Below are 25,082 nucleotides of genomic sequence, written 5' to 3'. Positions count from 1 at the left end.
GACCGTGCTATAATCCGTTAAAAATGTGATTATTGGTGGAGGTTAATTATGATACTTCGTTTGGCTTTAACTCTTGGCATCGCCTTTTCTCTTGCTGCGGCCATCCCTCAAACGGCGCGGGCCGACGCTGGAGAGTTTCTTGGTGGTGCGGTCGTCGGCGGGATCGTTGGTTACGCAATTGGCAAGGACCAACAAAAGAAGAAATCTCAGCGAACAACCACATCGAACCGCACCTATCGGTCAGGTATTCCATCGACCACGCAAGGTGCGCAAACCCAGACCGCGCTCAATTACTTCGGGTACAATGCAGGAAGGGTCGATGGTCAGGTCGGTCGCGGCACCCGGTCCGCAATCGAACGCTATCAGGCCTCGATGGGTTATCCTGTAAACGGCTATGATTTTCAGCCGTATCAGTATGACTTTCTGATGCAAGCCTATTACTGGGCTACAAGCGGTGGACAGGCGACGACGCAACTTGCGGGTCAACCGCTTCTGATGGCGTATCGCCGTCAGGTGCAAACGGGATCTGCTTTGGCTGCTGCCCCTCAGGCTCCGGCACAAACCGCCCCGGCACAACCTGTTCCGGTTGCGACACCGCAAGAACCTGAGCCCGAGACAACCGAAACAACGTCTGCCAGCCTGCCGAGCCTGTTTTCCGGCGGCACCGGAGGCCCGTCGCTGGCCAATCGCTGTAGCGGGGTCATGCTGCAAACATCTACCAATGGCGGCTATACGACCCTGGCGAACATGTCCGATCCCGACTTTGCGCTCAGTGAACAGTTCTGCCTTGCCCGCAGCTACGCGATGGCGCGCGGTGAAGATCTGATTCAGGATATCCAGGGACTGACACCGGAGCAGGTCAGCGCCCAATGCGATTCATACGGTGAAATGGTGGCGCCTCAGGTTGATGCTCTGTCGATCAACTCGAAAACCGAGGCTGAAACCCAGATGCGCAAGCTGGCGCTGGACTCGGGCCTCAGCCCCCAAGATCTTGCCGCGACAAGCAAGGTCTGCCTGGCGATCGGCTATCGTCAGGACAACATGGATGCCGCGCTTGGATCTGCCCTGATGCTGGTCGCAATGGGTGAGCCGGCCTATGGCGAGTTGATTGGCCACCATCTGCGCGAAGGCTTCGGTGTGCAGAAACGTCGCGACCTTGCGATGCAGTGGTATGACGCGAGCCTTTCGGCACTGGATGCCGGATCGCAGGCTGTGTTCCTGCCATCCCAGACCGACCGCCCGCAACTCTTGCGCGCGGCCATGGTTCAGGCGCAATAGGTCGATACGTTTTCAGCGAATACCTGAACAAAAAAACGCCGCGTTGCCCTTGGCATCGCGGCGTTTCAATTCTTTGGGAGAGTTTCCTCAGCTCTGCTTGGTGACCTGCGTGAAGTCCAGCTCGACCGGAGTTTCCCGTCCGAAGATCGAAACCGAAACCTTCAGCTTCTGGTTTTCGTCGTCCACACCTTCGACCATGCCGTCGAAATCCTCGAACGGGCCGTCGTTGACCTTGACCTTCTCACCGACCTCGAAGCTGATCATCAGCTTAGGTGCTTCTTCACCTTCCTGAACACGATTGAGGATCTGATTGACCTCAGCATCGCGCATCGGCATCGGGCGGCCTTGCGGGCCCAGGAAACCGGTGACGCGGTTGATCGAGTTGATCAGGTGGTACCCCTGATCCGACATTTCCATATGCACCAGCACGTAGCCGGGCATAAAGCGGCGTTCGGTCGTGACCTTCTTGCCCCGGCGCACTTCGATCACCTCTTCGGTGGGCACCAGAACTTCGTCGATATCATCCTCAAGGCCCTGTTCAGCCACCGACGTGCGGATCTGTTCTGCGATCTTCTTTTCGAAATTCGAAAGAACGCTGACCGAGTACCACCGTTTCGCCATGAACCTGTCGTCCTTGTTTGTCTTCGGGGCATCAAGCGTACCGGACACACCCGTCATTAAAATCTTGTCACGCCATCCGGAATAAAAAGCGGCGCGCAGCCCGAATCGCCACACGCCCATTCCGAATAGTACCGCGTCACCTACTCTGACATTGCCCGCAGCGCAAGGGGGCAGAGACGTTTCAGCGCGCCGATTCCGTCTAGCTGAAAGCACCCAGGATCAGTTGCAGACCACCCCGGATACCCAGATCGACCAAAGCGAAAAATACAGCCGTCAACGCCGCCATGATGAAGACCATTACCGTGGTCAACAGCACCTCGCGCCGGGTCGGCCAGACGACCTTTGAGACTTCGGCTCGGACCTGCTGAATGAACTGGATCGGATTGGTGGTGGCCATTTGGCGTGTTCTCTCTGCTAGCGGATGGGCCGGACATAGCCGGGCATTGCGGCAATTTCAAGGGCAGTTGGTTCAACTCTGCCTGTATCGGGCATTCGTTCAGGGTTTGGGTTTGTCATCCCATTCGTCGCTCAGGATCCGGCGCGCGTCACCTTCGGGGTCTTCGTACTGGTTCGAACGAACGGTATAGACAAAGGCGGCCAGACCAACGCCCCCCAGAAACAGGGAAATCGGGATCAGATAGGCAAGCACTTCCATTCAGGTTACCTCAGCCGCAGGGCGTTCAGGGACACGGTAATGGACGAGGTCGACATCGCCAAGGCCGCGATCAGTGGCGTCGCCAGTCCGGCAACGGCCAGAGGAACAGCGATCACGTTGTAAATGGTTGCGATTCTGAAGTTCTCGCGAATGCGCCTGGTGGCCTTGACGGCCGTGTCGCACGCATCCGCAATGGGTGAAAGATCGTTGCCCAACAGCACGATATCCGACGCGACCCGCGCCGCATCCAGCGCAGAGGCCGGAGAGATCGACACATGCGCCGCCGCCAAAGCAGCGGTATCGTTCAGCCCGTCGCCAACCATCAGAACTCTGTGGCCTTCATCGCTGAGATTCTGAATGCGTCTTGCCTTGTCCTGCGGCAATGCCTCGGCGATCCAATCCGTGATTCCCAGTTTTTCCGCCAAGGCGCGCACCGCCCCCTGCGAATCCCCTGACATCAGAAGCACATGTTTGCCCGAAGCACGCAGGGCATCCACCGCCTCAGCGGCGCCCGGGCGCAACGCGTCCGAGAATCGGAAGGCCACGGGTGCGTCCTCGCCGATTGCCAACCAGGCCGAAGTGTCGGTGCCCTGATCCGCGCCGACCCAGGCCGCCCGACCCAGGCGAACGCGTTGACCGCGGAATTCCCCCTCGGTGCCATAGCCGGGAACCTCGGCTATTCCCCGCACATTTGCTGGTTTGATCCCTGCCGCACGCGCCGCTTTTGCCAGTGATACGGACAAGGGATGCGCAGAGGCCTCGGCCAGCGCCAGAGCGACCTCGACCTTGGCGCGGGCATGGTCTCCTAGATTGACCAGTTCCGGCGCGCCGGATGTCAGCGTGCCCGTCTTGTCGAATACAACCGTGTCGGCTTCGGACAGCCGCTCCAGTGCAGTGGCGTGCTTGATCAGCATCCCTTTGCGGAACAACCGGCCCGACGCGGCCGTGGTTACCGCAGGCACGGCAAGGCCCAACGCACAGGGGCAGGTAATAATCAGAACAGCCGCCGCGATGTTCAGTGCCGTGCGCACGTCACCGGAATAGATGTACCACCCAACAAAGCTGAGCGCCGACAGAATATGAACCCCGGGCGCATAGAGCTTGGCAGCCTTGTCGGCCAACGAGGTATAGCGGGACCGGCCAGACTCGGCGATAGCGACCAGATCAGCCATACGATGGAGCGACGTGTCTTCACCCACCGCCGTTGCCCGGATTGTCAGCGGACCCGTCAGGTTGACTTCACCCGCGCTCACAACCTGCCCGGCTTCGGCAAAAACAGGCACCGTTTCACCCGTCAGAAGGGATCGATCCAATTCGGACTGACCCGACACGATCTGGCCGTCCACCGGCATGCGCCCACCCGGTCGCACAAGGATCAGATCTCCGACACACAATTCGGCTACGGGAACTTCATCTTCGGCCCCATCGACCACACGAATGGCGCGGGGAACTTCCAACGCTGTCAATTCCTCGGCCGCAGATCGCGCTGCGGCACGGGTGCGGTAATCAAGATACCGTCCGGCCAGCAGAAAGAAGGTCAATGTCAGAGCGGCGTCGAAATAGGCATGCTCGCCACTCAACGCGGTTTCCCAAAGCGACGTGACCAGCGCCAACAGGATCGCCAGCACAATCGGCACATCCATATTCAGCCGTCGCACGCGCAGGGCGCTCCAGGCATTGGCAAAGAACGGCTGGGCCGAGAACGCAATGGCCGGCAGTGCAATGGCCGCTGAAATCCAGTGGAACATGTCCCGTGTTGCATCCGTCGCACCGGACCACACCGACACCGACAGCAACATCACGTTCATGGATGCAAACCCGGCCACGGCCAGGCGCATCAGAAGATCACGCCCGGCCTTGTCCGTCTGCGTTGCGGACAAAGCCCCCGGATCAAGCTCATGTGCTTCGAATCCTGCCTGTTCAAGCACCGGGATCAGATCGCTTGCGCGCGTTTCCGGCGTGGCTTTGATCATCGCGCGTTTGAGCGTCAGGTTCACCCGGGCATCTTCGACGCCGGGATGCGCGTTCAGTTCACGCTCGACCGTCGCGATACAGGCCGAGCAATGAATGCCCGGCAGCGACAAGGCGATCTGCACATCCTCCGGTATGGGCCGGGCGGGTTCTGCCGGGGCCGCAAGGCAGCCCGGGCAGGCCGCTGTACCGGATGAAAGCTGAGCCGTCATGCCTACCCCTTCACGTATAGCGGAACGCGCTGCGAGAATTCGGCCCCGTTTCCGTCACGCGCCACCAATCTGATGTTCCAGTTGCCCTTGCCCAGTGTGGCAGGCGTGGCATAGGCCGTGCCATCAAACGTAAAATCCGGCACAAAGTCGTCGCGCACATGGGTTGCCCTGCCGACCACGGCCTGCAATTCGCGCACCTCAACCGGCGCACCGCTTTCGTCGGTGATGTGCAGGATCAGAAGGCCACCTTTGGTTTCAGCCCGAACGGTCCAGCCCAGCGCCTGTTGCTCTTTCAGGCGCTCGTTGAACTCCTGACTGGCGACATAGGAGTTCTTCACCTCGAGCCCGGGAAAGGTTTTCACCGCATTGTAGGCCAGCACGAGGTTCACCGCGATGATCACGCCAAAAGCGCCGACAAACACGGCCAAAGCGTGCTTTCCGGTGAATTTCCGTTCGGCCATGATCAGTTCCCTCGTCCGTTAAACGTGGTGTCCTTGTAGGCGCGTTCGCCGCTGCTGAGGTCTTCGACCCAGATCCGCACTGGTGTCGCCTCTGCTGCGGCCGGACCGCTGTCGCGAGGTGCCAACACATATACACGGGTCAATTGTGCCGTATCCGCCGTGACATTCACAGTATCGATCTTGGTTCCCTCGATTTCCAGTCGCATCGCCGGATCGCCCGCCAAAGACAGTTTGAACAGACGGTCCTCACCGTGCTTGTTGCGCAGACGAACGTCATAGGTGTTGCGGATCGTACCGTCCGACAGGGTGACGAAGGTGGGGTTGCGCACCGGCGCAACAGTCAGATCGATGTCAGAACGGATGAACAGTGCAAACAGCAGCCCGAATCCGACCAGCGCCCATAACGTGGTATACATGATTGTCCGCGGCCTCAGAATGTGCTTCCAGACATTCTTGGCGGGTTTACCGGATCGCTCATGGGCTTCGTCACTCAACGCCATGTAGTCGATCAGCCCTCGTGGCTTACCGATCTTGGCCATCATGTCGTCACACGCGTCGATGCAAAGGGCACAGGTGATGCATTCCAGCTGCTGACCATCCCGGATATCGATCCCGACAGGGCAGACATTCACGCAGGCCATACAGTCGATACAATCTCCCAATTCAGAATCGGCCGTCCGTTTGCCTTTGCCACGCGGTTCACCCCGCCATTCGCGGTAGCCGACAACCAGCGTGTCCTCATCCATCATCGCCGCCTGAATGCGCGGCCATGGGCAGGCATAGATACAGATCTGCTCGCGGGCGAACCCGCCGAAGAAGAAGGTTGTACCCGTCAGGATCAACATCGTCGTGTAGGCTACGGGATGCGCGTTGCCCGTCACAAGATCGCGGGCCAGCGTCGGTGCATCCGCGAAATAGAACACCCAGGCACCACCCGTCGCCAATCCGATCAGAAACCAGACCGTCCATTTGGTGATCCGCAAGCGAGCTTTGCGGAAATCGAGCTTTTCCTGACGGTGCAGGCGCAGGCGGGCGTTTCTGTCACCTTCAATCCACCGCTCGACCAGAATGAACAGATCCGTCCAGACGGTCTGCGGGCACGCATATCCGCACCACACGCGACCCAGGGCTGACGTAAACAGGAACAGACCCAAACCTGCCATGATCAGCAGACCGGCGACAAAGTAGAATTCGTGCGGCCAGATCTCGATCCAGAAGAAATAGAAACGCCGATTCGCCAGATCCAGCAGAACAGCCTGATCCGGCAGGCTGGGGCCACGATCCCATCTGATCCAAGGCGTCACGTAGTAGATGCCCAGCGTCACGATGAGGATGATCCATTTCAGGTTGCGGAACTTGCCCGAAACACGTCTTGGAAAGATCGGTTCACGCGCGGCGTAAAGGCTGGGGGCGGGATCGGAATCGCTCACTGGCTGGCTCCACAAATGGGTCTTCTGAAGACGTCTTGTTCCAGATCATGCACAGGCGAACTTTGACATGGGTCAAAAAGCGCATCGAGCAAACATCTTTTGAAGATCGCCCCATCTTGCCGGCGCAGGAAATGAAGTATTTTACCCGATTTTCAGCCGATTTTCAGCCGATTTTGGCGGAAAAACTGCTTGTGGCGCGATACCGGCTGCACGTGGTACATGCGGTTTTCCAAGTACCGACCAATTGTCGCAGCCCCGGGTCAGACCTGCCCGAATGCGGATGGTCAGCCGTCGTTGCAAAGAACGGAATGGCAAAACAACTGGAATTCAGTGTAAAAAAGCACCGGCTGTTCAGGAAACGCGCGAACAGATGGAACAGCCGGTGCTACAGCCTTCGGGCGGCGAACCGCCCGAAGGTTGCCCTCTAGGTCTTACTGGCCACCACCCAACTGGTGGACATAGGCGGATACCGCACGGATCTGCGCCTCGGTCAGGCGGGTATCCCAGTTCGGCATGACGCCAAAGCGGCTGTAGGTCACAGTTTCAGTCAAAGTCTCTTCGCTGCCACCATATAGCCAGATTGCGTCGGTCAGGTTCGGTGCCCCCTGGAAGATGTCACCCGTACCATCCTCGCCATGGCAGGACGCGCAATTGTCTTCGAAGACAACCTTGCCCGCCTGTGCCGCCGCGTCATCGGTCTGTGCGTTGCTCAGCGACATGACATACTGAACCACCTGCGTGATTTCATCATGCTCGAGGATTTCACCGAAGGCAGGCATCTCGGAATAGCGTGCATCGTCGCTTTCTTCGTTCCGGATACCATAGCTGACGGTGTAGACGATGTCTTCCATCGTACCACCCCACAGCCAGGCGTCATCCAGCAGGTTCGGGAAACCCGGCGCGCCCTGTGCACCGGAACCGTGGCACTGCGCACACCAGGTACGGAACACGGCACCACCGGAGTTCACGGCATATTGCTGAAGCTCAGCGTCTTTTGCGATGTCTTCCAGCGGTGTTTCCACCAGTTTGGCGTTCCAGGGTGCGTTTGCCTCTTCGAATGCGACCATCTCCTGCTGGACCAAAGCCCGTGTAGACCAGCCCAGGACGCCGGCGGTTGCCGACTGCACCAGGGGCCATGCTGGATACAAGATCGTGTAGATCACGGCCCAGATAATGGTCACATAGAATGTCCACAGCCACCAGCGCGGCATCGGGTTGTCGAACTCTTCGATCCCGTCCCAGCTGTGCCCGGTTGTGTTCGGATCACCCGGCTGTTTTTCAGGTGTCTTGCTCATTGCCGCGCCTCCTTGGATGTGGCGGGTTTGTCTTGATGCCGGAAGGGGATGTTGGCGGTGTCCTTGTATTCCTGCTTAGCACCGGGGCGGAAAACCCAGATGACGATGCCAACGAAGAAGGCGAACAACAGCAGCAACATCCAGCTATCCGCGAACTGCCTGAGAATTGTGTATTCTTCCATCACGATTCTCCTTTAGCGGCTTGCGTCCGGGGTGAAGGTCGAAAAATCGACCAACGTGCCCAGCATCTGAAGATAGGCAACCAACGCATCAGCTTCGGTCAACTCGGGCTGGCCGTCGAAGTTGCGCACGTTGACCTTGTCGCCATAGCGCTCCAGCAGCCCGTCATAGTCGCTGTCCGGGTCGGCCTGAGCGAGGAAGTCGGCTTGTGCGTTTTCCAGCATCTCTTCGGAATAGGGTGTCCCGACCAGAGCATTGGTGGCCATCACATCACCGATGTACTTGCCGTCAATTTTGCGATGCTCGAGGAAGCCGTATTTCGGCATCACCGATTCCGGCACCACCGATTGCGGATCACGCAGATGGTCCACGTGCCATTGATCCGAGTAGCGGCCACCCACACGAGCCAGATCCGGCCCGGTGCGTTTGGACCCCCACTGGAACGGGTGATCGTACATCGATTCCGCCGCCAGCGAGTAGTGGCCGTACCGTTCGACCTCGTCCCGCATCGGGCGGATCATCTGACTGTGGCAGACATAGCAGCCTTCGCGGATGTAGATCTCACGCCCCGCCATCTCGAGAGGGGTGTAAGGGCGCATGCCCTCCACCTTCTCGATTGTGTTCTCAAGATAGAACAGCGGGGTGATCTGAACGATGCCACCGATGGTCACGACCAGGAAGCTGAAGATCAGCAGGAGGGTCGCGTTGGTCTCGAGGATCTTGTGTTTGTCGAGAATTGCCATTGCTCCGGCCCTCCTTATTCAGCCGGGACCGCGACGGTCAGGCTGGCCTCTTTGGCCGGCGCTTTCCGGACGGTCATCCACAGGTTGTAGCACATGATCAAGGCACCAGCGACGAACATCACGCCACCCAGAGCACGCACCACATACATCGGGAACTTGGCGGCCACAGTGTCGGCGAACGAGTTCACCAGGAAGCCGTTGGCATCCACTTCACGCCACATCAGGCCTTCCATGATGCCGGTGACCCACATCGACGCCGCGTAAAGCACGATGCCGATGGTGGCGAGCCAGAAGTGCCAGCTGACCATTTGCAGCGAGTAAAGACGCTCACGCTTCCACAGGACGGGCACCAGGAAGTACAGCGCGCCGAAGGTGATCATGCCGTTCCAGCCCAGCGCACCCGAGTGCACGTGACCGATGGTCCAGTCGGTGTAATGCGACAGCGAGTTCACCGCACGGATCGACATCATCGGGCCTTCGAAGGTGGACATGCCGTAGAAGCCGACCGAGATCACCATCATCCGGATCACCGGGTCGGTGCGCAGCTTGTCCCATGCGCCCGACAGGGTCATCAGACCGTTGATCATACCACCCCAGGACGGCATCCACAGGACCACCGAGAACACCATGCCCAGCGTCGAAGCCCAGTCAGGCAGCGCGGTATAGTGCAGGTGGTGCGGACCGGCCCAGATATACAGGAATATCAGTGCCCAGAAGTGGATGATCGACAGCTTGTACGAGAATACAGGGCGCTCGGCCTGTTTCGGGATGAAATAGTACATCATGCCCAGGAAGCCGGCAGTCAGGAAGAAGCCCACGGCGTTGTGGCCGTACCACCACTGGATCATGGCGTCTTGCACGCCCGACCAGACGATGACCGATTTCGAACCCCAGATGCTGACAGGAACGGTCATGTTGTTGACCAGGTGCAGCATCGCAACGGTGACGATAAAGGCCAGGTAGAACCAGTTGGCCACATAGATATGCGGCTCTTTCCGCTTGACGATCGTGCCCAGGAACACGGCCAGGTAGGCGACCCAGACAATGGTCAGCCACAGATCGACATACCATTCAGGTTCGGCATATTCCTTGGACTGCGTTCCGCCCAGAACATAGCCGGTCGCCGCCAGCACGATGAACAGCTGATAGCCCCAGAAAACGAACCAGGCCAGATTGCCGCCCCAAAGACGCGCGGCGCTGGTACGTTGAACGACGTAGAACGACGTTGCGATCAGCGCGTTGCCACCAAAGGCAAAAATCACTGCCGACGTGTGCAGCGGACGCAAACGACCAAAGTTCAGATACCCCTGCGCCCATTCGAAATTCAGCACTGGAAAGGCCAACTGAAACGCGATGAAGGTTCCCACCAAGAATCCAACCACGCCCCAGAAAGCCGTTGCGATCACGCCATAGCGGACCACGTCGTCCATATACTCTCCGGACCGATCCACGAGGATGTCCGGCTCGTCAGTGTTTCGAAGCGTCCAGATGAACAAGCCACCGGCGATAAGCATCACCAGCAGCGCATGTACCTGATACGCCAAATCACGTGCATAATTGGTTCCGATCGCTGCAAACAGCGCGATCAGACCAAGCACGATCAGCTTGATGTAATTCGACATATTGCGTCCCTTTGCCATGCCCCGCGCGCTTTTGATTCTTGTGACGCGCGAAACCCATTTGACTGGCTGCCGTTCTGAAGCACGGCGGCTGTTACTGCTTTGATCTGTATCAAGACAGTTCTGCGTTTTCTGTGACACGCATTGTAGAGGAAACAGGCCAACTGGTCACATGAGACCAAATGCCCGAATCATGAGGTCGCGATGACTTACAAATCTCTACTCACTGTCATGACCGAAACGAAGACAGCACCCGCCGCTCTGGCGCAGATGGTGGCCATGGCAGAATCTCAGGATGCCCATGCCGAAGCCCTGTGCCTGGGGGTTGATCGCAGTCAGACAGGTTATTACTATGCGGGTGCCAATGCGCTTATCGTTCAGGAAACACTGAGCCGGGCCAACGCCGAGGCCCAGGAGCTGTTGAATTTTGCCAATGATTACCTTGGCAAGTCCGGCGTTCGCTGGTCCGCCGAGCATGGCGTCGCGCAAATCGCTGATATCGGACGCCATGTTGCGCATAGGGCACGGTTTTCCGATCTGGTGATCCTGCCGCACCCCTACGGCAAAGACCGTGGGGCCGAGGCCGAGCCCATCATCGAAGCAGCCATGTTCGAAGGGCATTGCCCGGTTCTGGTCGTACCGGACGACGTCGAACCCCTGACGGTGCCGCGCAATATCATGATAGGCTGGAACGAAAGCGTCGAGGCCATGTGCGCCATTCGTCACGCCCTGCCCTTCCTGAAACAGGCCGAGCTGGTCCGAATCGTGGTCATCGATCCACCCCGTCATGGACCCGACCGGTCTGACCCCGGCGGATTGCTGTCACAGATGCTGGCCCGACACGGGGTCAAATGTGAGATTGATGTGCTGAGCAAAAGCATGACGCGCGTGTCGGATATTCTCAACCGCCACGCATCCGATACAGAATCGGATCTGATCGTCATGGGCGCTTACGGTCATTCCCGTTTTCGCGAGGCCATTCTGGGCGGCGCAACACGCAACATGCTGGAGCAGTCTAGCGTACCCGTATTCCTTGCCCATTGATCCGCCCTTCAAAAGCCGCCTGACTTGGCGGCTTTTGTCATCCTCTGCGGATGAGGCCTATCAGGAACAACAGGATCACGGCGCCTACTGTTGCGAAGAAGATAGACGACAGCAGGCCGCCGCCAACGGCAAATCCAAGTGCCGGAAAAATCAACCCCGCAAGAAACGCGCCGACGATTCCGACAATGATGTTGCCGAAAAGACCGAACCCCCGGCCTTCCATGATCTTGCCAGACAGCCAACCGGCGATTGCGCCGACCAAAAGCATTGCCAACAAACTGGTAAATTCCATGTCGATCTCCTGAATCAGACATTCCTGCGAACAAGACCGCGACGGCTGTTGGCGGTCAAAAACCGTTCGCGTCAGACCGGAAAGCCGCCATCCGAATCGTCACCTGCCTCTTCCATCAGGCGGCCCAGATCGGGGATGGTCACGTGTCGCTTTCCTTCAAGTGTGATCACCCCGTCTTTTTTCAAAGCCGAAATCTGGCGACTGACCGTTTCCAGTGTCAAACCAAGGTAATCCGCCATTGCTTCTCGGGTCAGGGGCAGGTCGAACACTATAGATCCAGTCAGACCCTTTTGGCTGACCGAAGCGTCCCGGCGCGCAATGATCGACAGCAGGCTGGCAATCTTCTCACGCGCCGTTTTGCGCCCCAGAACCAGCATCCACTCGCGAGCGGCATCAAGCTCGTCCAACGTCATCTGCAAAAGACGATGCGCAATATGTGGGGTTTGGTCCATCAGCTCTTCGAACGGTTTCTTGCGGAAACAGCACATCACGACATCCGTCGTCGCCTGGACATCATAAGGTGCAGTATCGCGACCCGGCCGGCCAACGAAATCGCTGGGCAGCAGCAGACCAACCATTTGGGTGCGGCCATCTTCCATCGTCTGGGTCAACGACGCGATTCCGGCCACGACCGAGCCGACGAAACTCATCTGATCCCCAGACCAGATGATCGTCTGACCCGCTTCAAAACTGCGGTAATATTTAATGCTTTCAAGCTCTTCCAGCTCGTCAGCATCACACCGGGCACAGACGGCGCGATGACGTATCGGGCAATCTCCGCAATTTGAATGGTCAAATTGTGCTTTTACTGTCATGCGCGTTCCCACTTGATCTCCATCAAAGCACCAGTGTCCTCTGTCCCCTAAGGGTATCGCCATGATAGTGAAACCACAATTGGCAAAGCTTGGACTATTTGACGCGAAAGTACCGCGTTACACAAGCTATCCCACCGCCCCCCACTTCAGCAACGACGTGGGAGCAGATATGTTTGGCGACTGGATTTCCGGGATCAAACCCGGCAGTGCCATTTCCTTGTACATCCATGTTCCATTCTGCCGCAGGCTATGCTGGTTCTGTGCCTGCCGGACACAAGGAACACAAACCGACAATCCGGTGATCGCCTATGTCGACGTTCTGAAGGCCGAACTGGATCTTCTGGCAGCACGTTTGCCCGAAGGTGTGGTTCTGTCGCGCCTGCACTGGGGCGGTGGCACGCCAACGTTGCTGAACGCCCAACTGATGCGTGAACTGGCACAACACATCCTGGGTATCGTGCCCATGGGGCCTGATGCCGAATTCTCGGTCGAGATCGATCCGAACGAGATTGACGAGGCGCGTCTGGATGCGCTGGCAGACGCGGGCATGAACCGTGCTTCGATCGGGGTGCAGGATTTCGACGACGAAATCCAGAAAACCATCGGCCGCATCCAAAGCTATGACACCACGCGCGACGCCATCGACATGATCCGCGCACGCGGCATCGCCAGCCTGAATGCGGATATTCTTTACGGCCTGCCGCATCAGACCAAGGCGCGCATGACGGAAAGCGTACAGAAGCTCCTGTCGCTCAGCCCGGATCGCGTGGCGCTTTACGGCTATGCCCATGTGCCTTGGATGGCCAAGCGGCAGCAGCTTATTCCGTCGGACGCCCTGCCCACACCCGAACAGCGCCTCGAGCTGTTCGACACGGCCCGGCGTTTGTTTCTTTGGGACAATTATGCCGAAATCGGCATCGACCATTTCGCCACTCAGGATGACGGGCTGACCCACGCTTTGCGCGCGGGCCGCCTCAAGCGGAACTTCCAGGGTTACACCGACGATCAGGCCGATGTTCTGATTGGTGTCGGGGCCAGCTCGATCTCGCGCTTCCCGCAAGGCTACGCGCAAAACGCTCCGGCCACCTCTGTCCACACCAAAGCCATTCGCGATGGGCAGTTTTCGACATCCCGAGGGCACCTCTTCAAGGGTCAGGACATTCTGCGTGCCCGCCTGATCGAGGCACTGATGTGCGATTTCAAAATCGACACGGCAGAAATCCTGCGGGATCACGATGTATCAGCCGCTGAACTGGACGAGATGTATCACGCAGCCAATGCATCTTTCGACGGGATGCTGCAAATCACTGAAACCGGGCTTTTCATACCGCCCGAAGCGCGGGCGCTGACCCGGATGATCGCCCGCAGCTTTGACGCCTATGACCTCAGCAAAGCCGGGCACAGCTCGGCCATCTGACCCTTTTTCGGCGGGCAGCATTCGGCCCGTCACGCGCAAAACACATCAGGGGCTTGACGCACGCCTGCGGTTTTTCCCACACTCATGCTGTAGGGCGACATCTCGCTCTGCGGCCTGAGGCGGGCAAAATACAGACAATCCTTGTCGACGCCAACGCGTCGGTCGGTCCCTTTCGTGCAGCCAATCTGCAACCTGAAAGAGGGACAACACTCATGCGCGTATTCACCGTCCTCGGGCCCAGTCAATCGGGCAAATCTACGCTTGTCGAGGCCATCAGCCGCCTCGACGGGCGCCCCACCACATTCGATGTTTCCGAAACCGTGCATTTGCACGGTTTTTCTTACCTGGACGAGCCCTGGTGCGCGATCGACGTTGACGGGGGCGGCGATGCTCTGGCCTATGTCGGACCCGCAATGGCTATATCGGACGCTGCCGTAGTTGTCGTGCCCCCCGACCCGAATGCCGCCGTTTTGTGCGCGCCCTACCTGCGACTGGTAGAAGAGGCCGGCATCCCGTGTTTTCTCTTCATCAACCGGATGGACAATCCCAACGGCCGCATCCGCGATATCATCGCCGCATTGCAAACATACTGCACCCATCACATCGCCCTGCGTCAGGTCCCGATCCGCGAAGGGGATACGATCATCGGGGCGGTTGATCTGATCTCGGAACGGGCTTGGAAATATCAGGAGGGCCAGCCCTCGGCCCTGATCGAACTGCCTCAATCCGTCGAAGACCGTGAGCAGGAGGCCCGAACCGAGCTGCTGGAGACCCTGTCCGATTTCGATGACACCCTGCTGGAACAGCTCATCGAAGACAAACAGCCGCCAAGCGACGAGGTCTATGACCTGGCGGCACAGGTCCTGAAGAACCATCAGTTGATTCCCGCCTGTCTGGGTGCCGCAAGCCACGGCAACGGGCTGACGCGCCTGATGAAGGCCCTGCGACACGAAGCCCCCGAATTTGATATCGCCGCCGGGCGCGACGAGGCCGGAGACAGCGCCCGCGCCATTGCCGGTTTTGCGGATGTCAAAAAACACATCGGAAAAATCGTCGTACTGCGCGGCCTGGGGGACGGCGTGCAAGCCCATGAAGCCTTGGGCGGTGAGACCGTCGGCAACCTGACAACGCTGGATGCCAAAACCCAGATCGCCACGCTTGAGGCCGGGCAGATTGGTCTGGCGGTGAAATCCGATCACCTCAACCCCGGCTATATCTACGACAGCAATTCGGCGACGGAACTGCCGGAATGGGCGGCCTCGCATCCGGTGGCGCATCGTCAGATCGTCTCGCCTGCGCATGAGCGGGACGATGTGCGCCTGTCCAACGCCCTGAGCCGTCTGACCGAGATCGACCCCGGCCTTCACCTGCAACAGGATGAGCTTACCGGCCACGCCGTTCTTGGGTCTCAGGGTCCGCAGCACATGCGACGCGTGACCGCCAAGCTGGCCGAGGATTTCGGGATCGAGATTGAAGCCGACCAAGTCGAAACCGCCTATCGCGAAACCATCCGAACACCTGTCGAACATCGCCACAGACACCGCAAACAATCCGGCGGGGCCGGGCAATTCGCGGATGTCGTGATCTCGGTCGCACCGCTGCCGCGCGGATCTGGGTTCCAGTTCGAAGAGGTGGTCAAGGGAGGCGCGGTGCCCAAGAATTACATCCCATCCGTGGAACAGGGCGCCAGGGACGCGCTGGAGCGAGGCCCCGAGGGCTTTCCGGTGGTGGATGTGAAGGTCACGCTGCATGACGGCAAGCATCACAACGTGGACAGTTCCGATTATGCCTTCCGCACCGCGGGCAAGAACGCCGTGCGCGAAGCGCTGCCACAGGCCAAGCCCGTTGTTTTGCAGCCGATCCTGAACGCCGAAATCCACCTGCCTTCTGATTTTGTTGGCGACCTGGTGCCGACGATCAGCTCTCTGCAAGGACAGGTTCTGGGATTTGAGGGCAACCCAAACGCATCAGGCTGGGAGATTTTCAACGCCCTGATACCCGCCGTGGCCGAGGATGAGTTGCATCGCACTCTTGCCAGCGCCACGCGCGGAACCGGGTGGGTCAAGCTGAGCTTTGATCACTATGAAGAACTGCGCGGACCGGTGCCGAAAGCGGCATCCAAAGAAAAGGCAAGCGCCTGACGGCCTGACGGTGGCGGGCTGATTTCAGCCCGCCGCAGCAATCAATTCACGGGTATAGTCAGTCTGGGCATTTTCGAACAAATCCTCGGCCGTGCCCATTTCAACCACATCTCCGTTTCGCATGACGATCACCTTGTGCGACATCGCCCGCACAACTTTCAGATCATGGCTGATGAACAGATAGGCCAGCCCGTATTTCTTTTGCAGATCGCGCAGCAGATCGACGATCTGAACCTGAACCGTCATGTCCAGCGCGCTGGTCGGTTCGTCCAGTACCAGCAGCTTGGGTCGCAAGACCATCGCGCGCGCAATCGCGATGCGCTGACGCTGCCCGCCCGAAAACTCGTGCGGATACCGGTCCATCGCCGCAGGATCCAGGCCCACTTCGGTCATCACCTCAGCGACCAGCTCGCGCGGCGCGCGATGAGGATCGACGTTGTGAATGGCCAGACCTTCCGCGATGATCTGCTGACAGGTCATACGTGGGCTGAGGCTGCCGAACGGGTCCTGAAACACGATCTGCATATCCTTGCGCAGTCGGCGCAGCTCGCGCGTGGACCATTTTCGAACATCCTGATCGCGGAAGGTGATGCCGCCTTCGGACGCGATCAGACGCATGATCGCCAGCGCCAGCGTGGTCTTGCCCGACCCGCTTTCACCCACGATCCCCAAAGTCTCACCCGCGCGTACACTCAGCGAGGCGTCATTCACCGCCTTCACATAGCCGACCGTGCGTTTCAGAAATCCCCGCTGGATCGGGAACCAGACCTTCAGATGATCGGTGCGCGCGACTTCCTCGGCATCTGTTGCAACGGCGTCTGGCTGACCCGAAGGTTCCGCGGCCAGGAGCTTGCGGGTATAGGGGTGCTGCGGGTTGTCGAAGATCTCGGCAGTCGCACCGGTCTCGACGATCTCACCATCCTTCATCACACAGACCCGATCAGCGATCCGGCGCACAATGCCCAGATCGTGGGTGATGAACAGCATCCCCATGTTTTCGGATTTCTGCAAACTGGCCAGCAACTCGAGGATCTGTGCCTGAATGGTTACATCCAACGCCGTCGTCGGTTCATCGGCGATCAGGATGTCCGGCTTGTTCGCCAGCGCCATGGCGATCATCACCCGCTGCCGCTGTCCGCCTGACAACTGGTGCGGATAGCTGTCCAGCCGGTCTTCGGGGTCGCGGATACCGACCTTGTTCAACAGTTCAAGAATCCGTTCGCGCGCGACATCACCCGTCACCCCCTGATGCAGGGCCAACGATTCCGCCATCTGCTTCTGGATCGTGTGCAGCGGGTTCAGCGATGTCATCGGCTCTTGGAAAATGAAGCTGATGTCATTGCCGCGCACGTCCATCAGGCGCTGCTCCGAGGCGCCGATCATCTCCTGCCCGTCATAGGTGACGGACCCTTCGACGATGGCGCTGTCGCCCAGCAACGATACGGTACTGAGCGCGGTGACAGATTTGCCCGATCCGGATTCGCCCACCAGCGCCACGGTTTCCCCGCGATCGACATGGAACGACACGCCCCGAACCGCAGCACTGATCTGACCGTCCTGCCGGAACGAGACCTTCAGGTTGTTTACATCCAGCAGGCTCATGAGAAGGTCTTTCTGGGATCGAACGCATCCCGCACGCCCTCAAAGATGAAGACCAGCAGGGACAGCATGATGGCAAAGGTGAAAAAGGCCGTGAAGGCCAGCCACGGGGCCTGAAGGTTCTGTTTCGCCTGCAAGGTAAGCTCTCCCAGCGAGGGGGCCGAAGAGGGAAGGCCAAAACCCAGATAATCCAGCGAAGCCAGCCCGCCTATGGTGCCCGTGACGATGAAGGGCATGAAGGTCAGCGTGGCCACCATCGCGTTGGGCAGCATGTGGCGGAACATGATGGTCATGTTGCCCACGCCCAGCGCCCGCGCAGCGCGCACATATTCAAGGTTTCGCGCCCGCAGGAATTCTGCGCGCACCACGCCAACCAGCCCGGTCCAGCTGAACAGGATCATCAACGCGACCAGCAGCCAGAAGCTGCGCCCCAGCACCGCGAACATGATGATGATGACGTAAAGCGAGGGCGTCGCTGACCAGATCTCGATGATCCGCTGAAAGATCAGATCCAGCCAACCGCCGAAGAAGCCCTGTATGGCACCGGCGAAAATACCGATCAGACTGGCGGCGCCCGTCACGATCAGCGTGAACAGGATCGACAGGCGGAAGCCGTAAATCACCCTTGCCAGCACATCGCGCTTGGTGTCATCGGTGCCCAGCAGGTTCTGGCCGTTGGGTGGCAAGGGCGCAGCCCCGGGGCGATCGACCGATGTGTTGTAGGAATAAGGGATCAACGGCCAAATCGACCAGCCACGCTCGAACCCTTCCGCCTGGAACGTGCCGGCGTCGATCTGTTCGATAATGCCTTCAGGATCGTCAAAACATTCTTCATGGCCGCCGCTGTCTATCAGGCACTGAACCTCGGGGTCGCGATAGATCGCCTCCGTCTGGAAGTCTCCGCCAAAATCGGTTTCCGCGTAGAAGTTGAAGACCGGCGTATAGAACTCACCCCGGTATTTCACGAGGATCGGTTTATCGTTGGCGATGAACTCGGCAAACAGCGACAGACCGAACAGCACTGAGAAAATGATCAATGACCAGAAAGCGCGCCTGTTGCGGCAGAAATTGCTCCAGCGGCGCTGGTTCAGGGGGGACAATGCCATTTACCCCTCCCGCTTTTCGAAATCGATGCGCGGGTCGACCAGCACATACATCAGGTCGCTGATGATACCGACGACCAGGCCCATCAGGCCAAAGATGAACAGCGTGCCGAAGATCACCGGGTAATCCCGCGCCACGGCAGCTTCAAAACCCAGACGTCCCAGACCATCAAGTGAGAAGATCGTTTCAATGATGATCGAGCCTCCGAAGAACACGCCTATGAACACGGCCGGAAATCCGGCTATGACGATCAGCATCGCGTTGCGGAACACATGGCCATACAGCACCTTGCGTTCGCTCAGACCTTTGGCGCGGGCGGTCATGACATATTGCTTTTTGATCTCATCGAGAAACGAGTTCTTGGTCAGCAGCGTCAGCGTCGCAAAGGCCGAGATCGTCAGCGCAATCGTCGGCAGCGCGATATGCCAGAAGTAATCCGCGATCTTGCCAAAGAGACTCAGGCTGTCCCAGTTGTCGGATGTCAGCCCCCGCAGCGGGAAGATCTGCCAATAGGATCCACCGGCGAAAAGCACCAGCAGCAGGATGGCAAACAGAAAGCCAGGGATCGCATAGGCCACGATGATCGCAGCGCTGGTCCACGTGTCGAACTGCGAACCGTCCCTGATCGCCTTGCGAATGCCCAGAGGGATCGAAACCAGATAGGCAATCAATGTTGACCACAGGCCCAGCGAGATCGAGACCGGCATTTTCTCGAGCACCAGATCAATCACGCTGATCGAGCGGAAATAGCTTTCGCCGAAGTCCAGCGTCAGATAGTTGCCCATCATGATCAGGAACCGCTCCAGAGGCGGTTTGTCGAAGCCGAATTCCTTTTCAAGTTCAGCAATGAACTCGGGCGGCAGGCCCCGCGCACCGACATATTTGTCGTCGAAAACGCCGCCCGCCGGCTCTGAACCCGCGCCGGCATCGCCCGCACCTGCAAATCCGGCGAATACATCCCCCTGACCTTCGATCTGGGCAATGATCTGCTCGACCGGACCGCCAGGCACGAATTGTACCAGCGTGAAGTTGACGATCATGATGCCCAGAAGGGTCGGGATGATCAGCAACAAACGTCTTAGAATATAGGCGCCCATGTTATCGCAGCGCGCCTTTCGCTTTCAGTGCAGCCTCTTTTTCCGGATTGATCCACCACAGATCCAGATAGCCCAGCGAATAAGGCGGCAGGTTTTCCGGGTATTCATACATATCGTAATATGCCACCCAGTGGTCAGCGATGTATCCTACGGGGATCACGAAGAACTCATACCTGAGGGCGCGATCCAACGCCTTCAACGCCGCGTCCTGATCCGCCTGATTGTCGGTATCAAAGGATGCTTCGATGATTGCGTCAACCAAAGGGCTGGCCAATCCGGCCGGGTTGAAAAGACTGAATGCAGCCTCTTTCGACCCGTACATCTGGCTCAACCCGCCGCCGGTCGACAAAAAGGACCCGTATCGTGTGGAATAGACCATGTCATAGTCCCGCTCGCGGCTGCGCAGCGTGTATTGCGCCGGGTCAACCTTTTCCGCCGACGCATCCACGCCAATGGCTTGCAGGTTCTGGACATAGGTTTCAATCATCGTGGCCGTCGAAGTCGGCAGGTTTGAAGGATAGGGGAAATCCACCCTGAGCGTCTGCCCTTCCGCGTTGCGCCGCACGTTGCCATCGCCGACCGGCCACCCGGCCTCGTCCAGCAGTTTCGCGGCTTTTCGCAGATTTCTGCGATCATTCAGACGCGCGGGGTTTGACTCGTGAACCGTCACGGCAGGTTCTGAAAGAAGGTCCTCGGGCACAACCTCACCCAGCCCTTGAAGAAACGCCAGCTCATCGCCCTCGGGCAAGCCATGCGCTTCCAGCGGGGTGCCTTGTGTAAAGGAATTGCGCGGTGAATTCAGACCAAACAGCAGGGATTCATTGGCCCATTCGAAATTGAAGGCCAGGGCAAGGGCCTTGCGTACGTTCTTGTCTGAAAACTGCGGTTTTCCGAGGTTGAAGACGAAGCCTGACGGTGTTGGCGGGCTGCCATCCGGTATCTCGTCCCGTACGATCACACCTTCGTTCATCTTCGGGAAATCATACGCCGTCGCCCAAAGCTTGGGATCACTTTCAATCCGCAACGTGTATTCACCGGCCTTGAACCCCTCGAACGCCGCTGTCTGATCGGCAAAATACTCGACGCGGATCGTATCGAAATTGTTGCGACCGACATTGAATGGCAGATCCTTACCCCAATAGTCGTCTCGTCGCTTGTAAACGATACGGCGATTGATGTCATAGCTGTCGAGTTTGTAGGGGCCCGATCCGACCGCCACTTCCAGCCGCGGCTCATCCAGGCGCCGGGACTCGTCCGCCTCGAACCATGCTTTCGAAAAGACGGGGGTCGACCCAACGGTTTCGATCAAACTGCGGCGGGTGACTTCCGGATTGAACGTGAACTTGACCGTGTGATCATCCAGCGCTTCGGCCCCCGTCACCATGCGACCCACGGCCTGGGCGTACGAAGGCAGGCCCTGTTCGATGAACAGGCGGTGGCTGTATACAACATCCTCGGCCGTCACCGGCGTGCCATCCCAAAAGGTTGCTTCGGGTCGCAAATGGAAAATGACGTAGTTGCGCCCTTCATCATATTCCAGGCTTTCCGCCAGCACGCCGTAATACTGCCCGACTCCGTCATCCGAGCTTTCGAACAGGCGGTCATATTGCAGCGTCGTCAAGGCGCCTGCGCGCCCCTTGCGGGAATAGGGATTGAGGGAATCGAACGTCCCTGAAGCCGCCAAGGACAACTCACCACCTTTGGGCGCATCTGGATTCACGTAATTCAGATGCGGATAGTCAGCAGGGTAATCCAGATTTCCGAAATACGAATATCCATGACTGCGGGTAACCCCCTCGTCCAATGCCAAAGCGGCTTGCGGTGAGAGCAGAACAGCACAAAGCCCGAATATGCCAGCCAATGGCCTGACCTTAAGATCACGTGCAGCAGGCATTAGGGATATCATGTGGCTCATCCTCTGGGTCATTGTCATCTTTTTTGTCGCATACGCTAGCTAAAGTGCCAACGCTGACAGTTTCAAGTTTAGAATGCGTGTGCGCTTTGTGAAGTTCCCTTCAGATAAAAAAAGCCGCTGCGCGGGGCAGCGGCTCTCAACTTGTCTGGCCTGTCAGGCAATCAGTTGCCGATTGTTTGCAGATAGGCAATCACGTCTGCGCGGTCCTGCGGTTTTTTCAAGCCGGCAAAGCTCATCGAAGTGCCCGAGATATAGCTGCTGGGCTTGGTCAGGAACGCATCCAGCGCTTCGGGCGTCCAGTTTCCACCATGCGCCTGCATAGCGGCTGAATAACCGGTGAAACCTTTTGCCGAAGCGACCGGGCGATCAACAACGCCGTACAGATAAGGGCCGGTGCCATTCGCGCCGTCTTCCAGCTTGTGGCACGCGGTGCACTTGCGGAATACTTTCGCGCCCTTCTCGACGTCAGCGGCGGCCAGCAGATCTTCGAAGACCACCTCTTCGCCGTCGGCGCTTTCGCCCGAGCTTTCGGTTTCGATAATGTAGGCGGCCTCAGCCGAGCCATGGCCACCGGAAGCATAGAGGATGTCCGCCCCCCATTTGGCCAGAAGCAGCACCAGGAAAGTGCCGAACAGGCCTGCGGCGGCCTTGGTAACTGTCATCGTGTCGAACATTGATCGCGTGTCCATTTCAGCTGTCTGGGCAGGTGTCTAAGGCTTCCACTTGCGAGAGGCAAGGTATAGACACCGCGACGAAACGACCAAATCGCGAACTTGTTGCATGGAATCGACCAAATGACCAATCGCATTGCTTTTCAGGGCGAACCCGGCGCCTACAGTCACGAGGCCTGCCGCAACGCACGCCCCGAAATGGAGGCCCTGCCCTGCCGCACATTCGAGGACGTGATCGAATCAGTTCGCTCGGGCGCGGCCGATCTGGCGATGCTGCCGGTCGAAAACACGACCTATGGTCGGGTTGCCGACATTCACCGGCTGCTGCCGCATAGCGGGCTTCATATCATCGATGAAGCGTTCGTGCGTGTTCACATCAACCTTCTTGGTGTACCCGGCGCCAAGCTGGAGGACATCACCGAAGCGCATTCACATCTGGTGCTGCTGCCGCAGTGTTCCGGCTTCCTGAAAGAACACGGTATTCGCGGCCGTGTCAGTCCCGACAATGCCCGCGCTGCGCGTGAAGTGGCCGAAATCGGGGATTTGCATTCCGCCGCTCTGGCCAGCGAACTTGCGGCTGAAATCTACGACCTGAACGTGCTGGCCCGCCATATCGAGGACAATGACGACAACACGACCCGTTTCCTTGTCATGTCACGAGAGGCGGATCTGTCTCGTCGGGGTGAGTATGAAATGATCACCAGCTTCGTGTTTCAGGTCCGCAACATCCCGGCCGCGCTTTACAAGGCAATGGGTGGCTTTGCCACGAACGGGATCAACATGACCAAGCTGGAAAGCTATATGGTCGACGGGTCCTTCACGGCAACGCAGTTTTATGCGGACATCGTTGGACATCCCGAAGACCGCAACGTGCAGCTGGCCATGGACGAGCTGGAACATTTCACGACCAATGTCGAGATTCTTGGCGTCTACCCAGCGGCCCATCCGCGCGGCTGAGACATCATTCGGCATTCCTGCCAAACTCGGATCGGCGCGTATCACCGCGCCACGCCTGAAGTATCGATTGAACATTTGCCTCGACACCTTCGGCCGAGTCGATCTCGATGTCGTAAACCCTGCCGTCGTGAATCAAGGAATGGTCGCGCGCAGCGCTGCCCAGTTCGCGGTCGCCCCGAAGGCGCTCGCGCTCAACCAACAGGGCCAGCGGGCAATGAACCGCCACGAACAGGATGTCGTGCTGAGCCAACAGCGATCTCAGATCATCAGCCCATTTCGGGGTGTCCAGGATATGTTCTATTATCAGGTTGTTACCCGCATCCGCATAGGCGGCCAGTGATGCATGAAACCCGTCAAAAACCTTTGCGCGGTCTGCCTTCCAGTCAAACGCTCCGTTTTTGTACCCGGCCGTAGGCAGAACACCGGAATCGCGCAGATGATCAATCGAGATATGCCAGAACGGCTCCTTGATACTCTGCTGCAATGCCCGCGCAATCGTGCTCTTTCCGCTGCTCGACGCCCCGTGCAGGAAGATTATGCTCGCCATCCGTCCTCCACAGCTTCCGAACCGCTAGGCATCCAGTCTGAATACCTTGGATATCTCACCGGGGGCATGCCTGTATGCCCTGAAACCCATCGCCTCGTAATAGGCCAGACCTTCGGCGTTGTCCTTGCCAATCGTTGCGTCGATGGCTGGCAAACCATGCGCTCGAGCGGCTTCCAGTGAGCAGGCAAACAGCTTTCGACCAATTCCCATCCGCGCAGCAGACGGACGGATATGCGTTCCGATTACGCCCCATCCAACAGGTGTTCCGTACAGGTTGTCTTTCTCTGCCTCCTTCAGGGATTGAAAGCCCAGAATTCGACCGTCCGGATCAACTGCGACCGTGCACCTGATACGTTGGGGGTCGTGAATATAGCGCTCGTGAACAAAGTCCTTGCTGCCTGCGGTCAAACGTTTTCCTGCTTTGAATATCTCGCTCAGTACGTCAGCTAGACCGTCTGCGTCGCTTTCCCGCACATCTCTAGGGTCGTACATGTTCAAAGCATCCTCCGCCGGGTCTTACTGCCCGCTGTGGAAATGGCGCTGCTCCAGTTCACGCGCAAACTCGCTGAACCGCAGCTGGAATTGCTTGCGGAACTTTGACTGTCCAAGCTTCATGGACTGCAACAGCAACCGCGCGGGCAAGGATTTTGCGGCCAAGGACATCTCAACGCTCAGGCGTGTCCGACGCGGGGACAGGGCCAGAAAATCCACTGTCGTCAGGCCGGTCATCCCTTTGCTGGCCGCCTCGAACCGCATTTGCGACGGCTTGTCATAGTCCGTCATCACCACCGACATCTGACGCGGCTTTCCACGCAACCTGAATTCCGTTTTCCATTCGGTGCCAGCAATCACCATTGCATCAGTGTCCAGACGCCGCACATCGATGCCACGACGCATCGCCATACGCTCGAACCTCTCGAAATCCGACACCATGTCGAATACCGAATTGATAGGGGCTTCGATATCTTCCCGCGCTGAAAACTGCATAGTGACCTTTGCTGTTTATGGCTTCACCAGT

General features: G+C 58.4%; 25 protein-coding genes. 5 read left to right on the top strand and 20 right to left on the bottom strand.

The window, feature by feature from the left end; all coding sequences use genetic code 11:
* The first annotated feature begins 48 nt into the window (after positions 1-48).
* Entirely contained in the window at positions 49-1,278 is a 1,230-nt protein-coding gene (locus AC2FFD_RS20950) for a peptidoglycan-binding domain-containing protein (protein ID WP_496874037.1), read from the top strand.
* 87 nt (positions 1,279-1,365) lie between these two features.
* Here the strand turns inward: AC2FFD_RS20950 and nusG are convergent, their stop codons facing one another.
* The 10 genes from nusG to ccoN form a co-directional block, all read right to left on the bottom strand.
* Positions 1,366-1,899 (bottom strand): transcription termination/antitermination protein NusG, encoded by a 534-nt coding sequence (gene nusG, locus AC2FFD_RS20945; RefSeq protein WP_152459924.1) that lies wholly within the window; start codon positions 1,897-1,899, stop codon positions 1,366-1,368.
* A 199-nt stretch (positions 1,900-2,098) separates the two neighbouring features.
* Positions 2,099-2,296, bottom strand: a complete 198-nt coding sequence (gene secE, locus AC2FFD_RS20940; protein WP_050605011.1) for a preprotein translocase subunit SecE — start codon at positions 2,294-2,296, stop codon at positions 2,099-2,101.
* Between the two features lie 99 nt (positions 2,297-2,395).
* Positions 2,396-2,554: a cbb3-type cytochrome oxidase assembly protein CcoS gene (gene ccoS / locus AC2FFD_RS20935; protein WP_117872195.1), complete on the bottom strand. Its 159-nt coding sequence runs from the start codon at positions 2,552-2,554 to the stop codon at positions 2,396-2,398.
* 5 nt (positions 2,555-2,559) lie between these two features.
* On the bottom strand, positions 2,560-4,737 hold the full coding sequence (locus AC2FFD_RS20930; protein WP_496874036.1) for a heavy metal translocating P-type ATPase: 2,178 nt from the start codon (positions 4,735-4,737) through the stop codon (positions 2,560-2,562).
* 2 nt (positions 4,738-4,739) lie between these two features.
* Complete coding sequence (locus AC2FFD_RS20925) at positions 4,740-5,198, bottom strand: FixH family protein (protein WP_170347270.1); 459 nt, start codon at positions 5,196-5,198, stop codon at positions 4,740-4,742.
* A gap of 2 nt (positions 5,199-5,200) precedes the next feature.
* Positions 5,201-6,628 (bottom strand): cytochrome c oxidase accessory protein CcoG, encoded by a 1,428-nt coding sequence (ccoG, locus tag AC2FFD_RS20920; RefSeq protein WP_170347271.1) that lies wholly within the window; start codon positions 6,626-6,628, stop codon positions 5,201-5,203.
* A gap of 431 nt (positions 6,629-7,059) precedes the next feature.
* Positions 7,060-7,923 (bottom strand): cytochrome-c oxidase, cbb3-type subunit III, encoded by an 864-nt coding sequence (gene ccoP / locus AC2FFD_RS20915; RefSeq protein WP_170347272.1) that lies wholly within the window; start codon positions 7,921-7,923, stop codon positions 7,060-7,062.
* Positions 7,920-8,105 (bottom strand): cbb3-type cytochrome c oxidase subunit 3, encoded by a 186-nt coding sequence (locus tag AC2FFD_RS20910; RefSeq protein ID WP_170347273.1) that lies wholly within the window; start codon positions 8,103-8,105, stop codon positions 7,920-7,922. Before AC2FFD_RS20910 ends, ccoP begins: the two co-directional genes overlap by 4 nt.
* 12 nt (positions 8,106-8,117) lie before the next feature.
* The gene (gene ccoO / locus AC2FFD_RS20905; protein ID WP_170347274.1) at positions 8,118-8,846 is read right to left on the bottom strand and encodes a cytochrome-c oxidase, cbb3-type subunit II; all 729 of its coding nucleotides are present in this window, start codon (positions 8,844-8,846) and stop codon (positions 8,118-8,120) included.
* Positions 8,847-8,860: 14 nt separating this feature from the next.
* Complete coding sequence (gene ccoN / locus AC2FFD_RS20900) at positions 8,861-10,468, bottom strand: cytochrome-c oxidase, cbb3-type subunit I (protein WP_170347275.1); 1,608 nt, start codon at positions 10,466-10,468, stop codon at positions 8,861-8,863.
* Positions 10,469-10,669: 201 nt separating this feature from the next.
* On the opposite strand from ccoN, the gene AC2FFD_RS20895 reads away from it, so the two are divergent.
* Positions 10,670-11,509: a universal stress protein gene (locus tag AC2FFD_RS20895; protein ID WP_496874035.1), complete on the top strand. Its 840-nt coding sequence runs from the start codon at positions 10,670-10,672 to the stop codon at positions 11,507-11,509.
* A gap of 37 nt (positions 11,510-11,546) precedes the next feature.
* Here the strand turns inward: AC2FFD_RS20895 and AC2FFD_RS20890 are convergent, their stop codons facing one another.
* Positions 11,547-11,801 carry a GlsB/YeaQ/YmgE family stress response membrane protein gene (locus AC2FFD_RS20890; RefSeq protein WP_170347277.1) on the bottom strand — a complete coding sequence of 85 codons (255 nt, stop codon included), beginning with the start codon at positions 11,799-11,801 and terminating at the stop codon, positions 11,547-11,549.
* Between the two features lie 71 nt (positions 11,802-11,872).
* Positions 11,873-12,616, bottom strand: a complete 744-nt coding sequence (fnrL, locus tag AC2FFD_RS20885) for a transcriptional regulator FnrL (RefSeq protein WP_480686083.1) — start codon at positions 12,614-12,616, stop codon at positions 11,873-11,875.
* A 61-nt stretch (positions 12,617-12,677) separates the two neighbouring features.
* Between fnrL and hemN the strand changes: the two genes are divergently transcribed.
* Both hemN and AC2FFD_RS20875 read left to right on the top strand, forming a co-directional pair.
* The gene (hemN, locus tag AC2FFD_RS20880) at positions 12,678-14,033 is read left to right on the top strand and encodes an oxygen-independent coproporphyrinogen III oxidase (RefSeq protein WP_257599374.1); all 1,356 of its coding nucleotides are present in this window, start codon (positions 12,678-12,680) and stop codon (positions 14,031-14,033) included.
* 212 nt (positions 14,034-14,245) lie between these two features.
* Entirely contained in the window at positions 14,246-16,174 is a 1,929-nt protein-coding gene (locus tag AC2FFD_RS20875; RefSeq protein ID WP_496874034.1) for an elongation factor G, read from the top strand.
* 24 nt (positions 16,175-16,198) lie between these two features.
* On the opposite strand, the gene AC2FFD_RS20870 is transcribed toward AC2FFD_RS20875, so the two are convergent.
* The 5 genes from AC2FFD_RS20870 to AC2FFD_RS20850 all read right to left on the bottom strand — a co-directional run bounded on the left by AC2FFD_RS20870 (position 16,199) and on the right by AC2FFD_RS20850 (position 22,563).
* A complete protein-coding gene (locus AC2FFD_RS20870; protein WP_171207017.1) occupies positions 16,199-17,776 on the bottom strand; it encodes an ABC transporter ATP-binding protein in 1,578 nt (525 codons plus the stop codon).
* Entirely contained in the window at positions 17,773-18,879 is a 1,107-nt protein-coding gene (locus AC2FFD_RS20865; RefSeq protein ID WP_210093880.1) for an ABC transporter permease, read from the bottom strand. Before AC2FFD_RS20865 ends, AC2FFD_RS20870 begins: the two co-directional genes overlap by 4 nt.
* On the bottom strand, positions 18,880-19,974 hold the full coding sequence (locus AC2FFD_RS20860) for a microcin C ABC transporter permease YejB (RefSeq protein ID WP_152459198.1): 1,095 nt from the start codon (positions 19,972-19,974) through the stop codon (positions 18,880-18,882).
* A gap of 1 nt (position 19,975) precedes the next feature.
* Positions 19,976-21,880, bottom strand: coding sequence for an extracellular solute-binding protein (locus AC2FFD_RS20855; RefSeq protein WP_425080267.1), 1,905 nt, complete (start codon positions 21,878-21,880; stop codon positions 19,976-19,978).
* A gap of 170 nt (positions 21,881-22,050) precedes the next feature.
* Positions 22,051-22,563, bottom strand: a complete 513-nt coding sequence (locus tag AC2FFD_RS20850; RefSeq protein ID WP_170347303.1) for a c-type cytochrome — start codon at positions 22,561-22,563, stop codon at positions 22,051-22,053.
* Positions 22,564-22,683: 120 nt separating this feature from the next.
* Between AC2FFD_RS20850 and AC2FFD_RS20845 the strand changes: the two genes are divergently transcribed.
* Complete coding sequence (locus AC2FFD_RS20845; RefSeq protein WP_170347284.1) at positions 22,684-23,517, top strand: prephenate dehydratase; 834 nt, start codon at positions 22,684-22,686, stop codon at positions 23,515-23,517.
* Between the two features lie 4 nt (positions 23,518-23,521).
* On the opposite strand, the gene AC2FFD_RS20840 is transcribed toward AC2FFD_RS20845, so the two are convergent.
* Genes AC2FFD_RS20840 through AC2FFD_RS20830 form a run of 3 tightly spaced genes read right to left on the bottom strand, consistent with a single transcriptional unit; the run spans position 23,522 to position 25,051 of the window.
* Positions 23,522-24,064, bottom strand: a complete 543-nt coding sequence (locus AC2FFD_RS20840; protein ID WP_170347285.1) for a chloramphenicol phosphotransferase CPT family protein — start codon at positions 24,062-24,064, stop codon at positions 23,522-23,524.
* 24 nt (positions 24,065-24,088) lie between these two features.
* Entirely contained in the window at positions 24,089-24,556 is a 468-nt protein-coding gene (locus tag AC2FFD_RS20835; protein WP_496874033.1) for a GNAT family N-acetyltransferase, read from the bottom strand.
* A 24-nt stretch (positions 24,557-24,580) separates the two neighbouring features.
* Entirely contained in the window at positions 24,581-25,051 is a 471-nt protein-coding gene (locus tag AC2FFD_RS20830) for an SRPBCC family protein (protein WP_425080270.1), read from the bottom strand.
* Positions 25,052-25,082 lie beyond the last annotated feature (31 nt).

Source organism: Ruegeria sp. YTSC002 (assembly GCF_059609845.1).
This window is presented reverse-complemented; position numbering and strand designations above follow the sequence as displayed.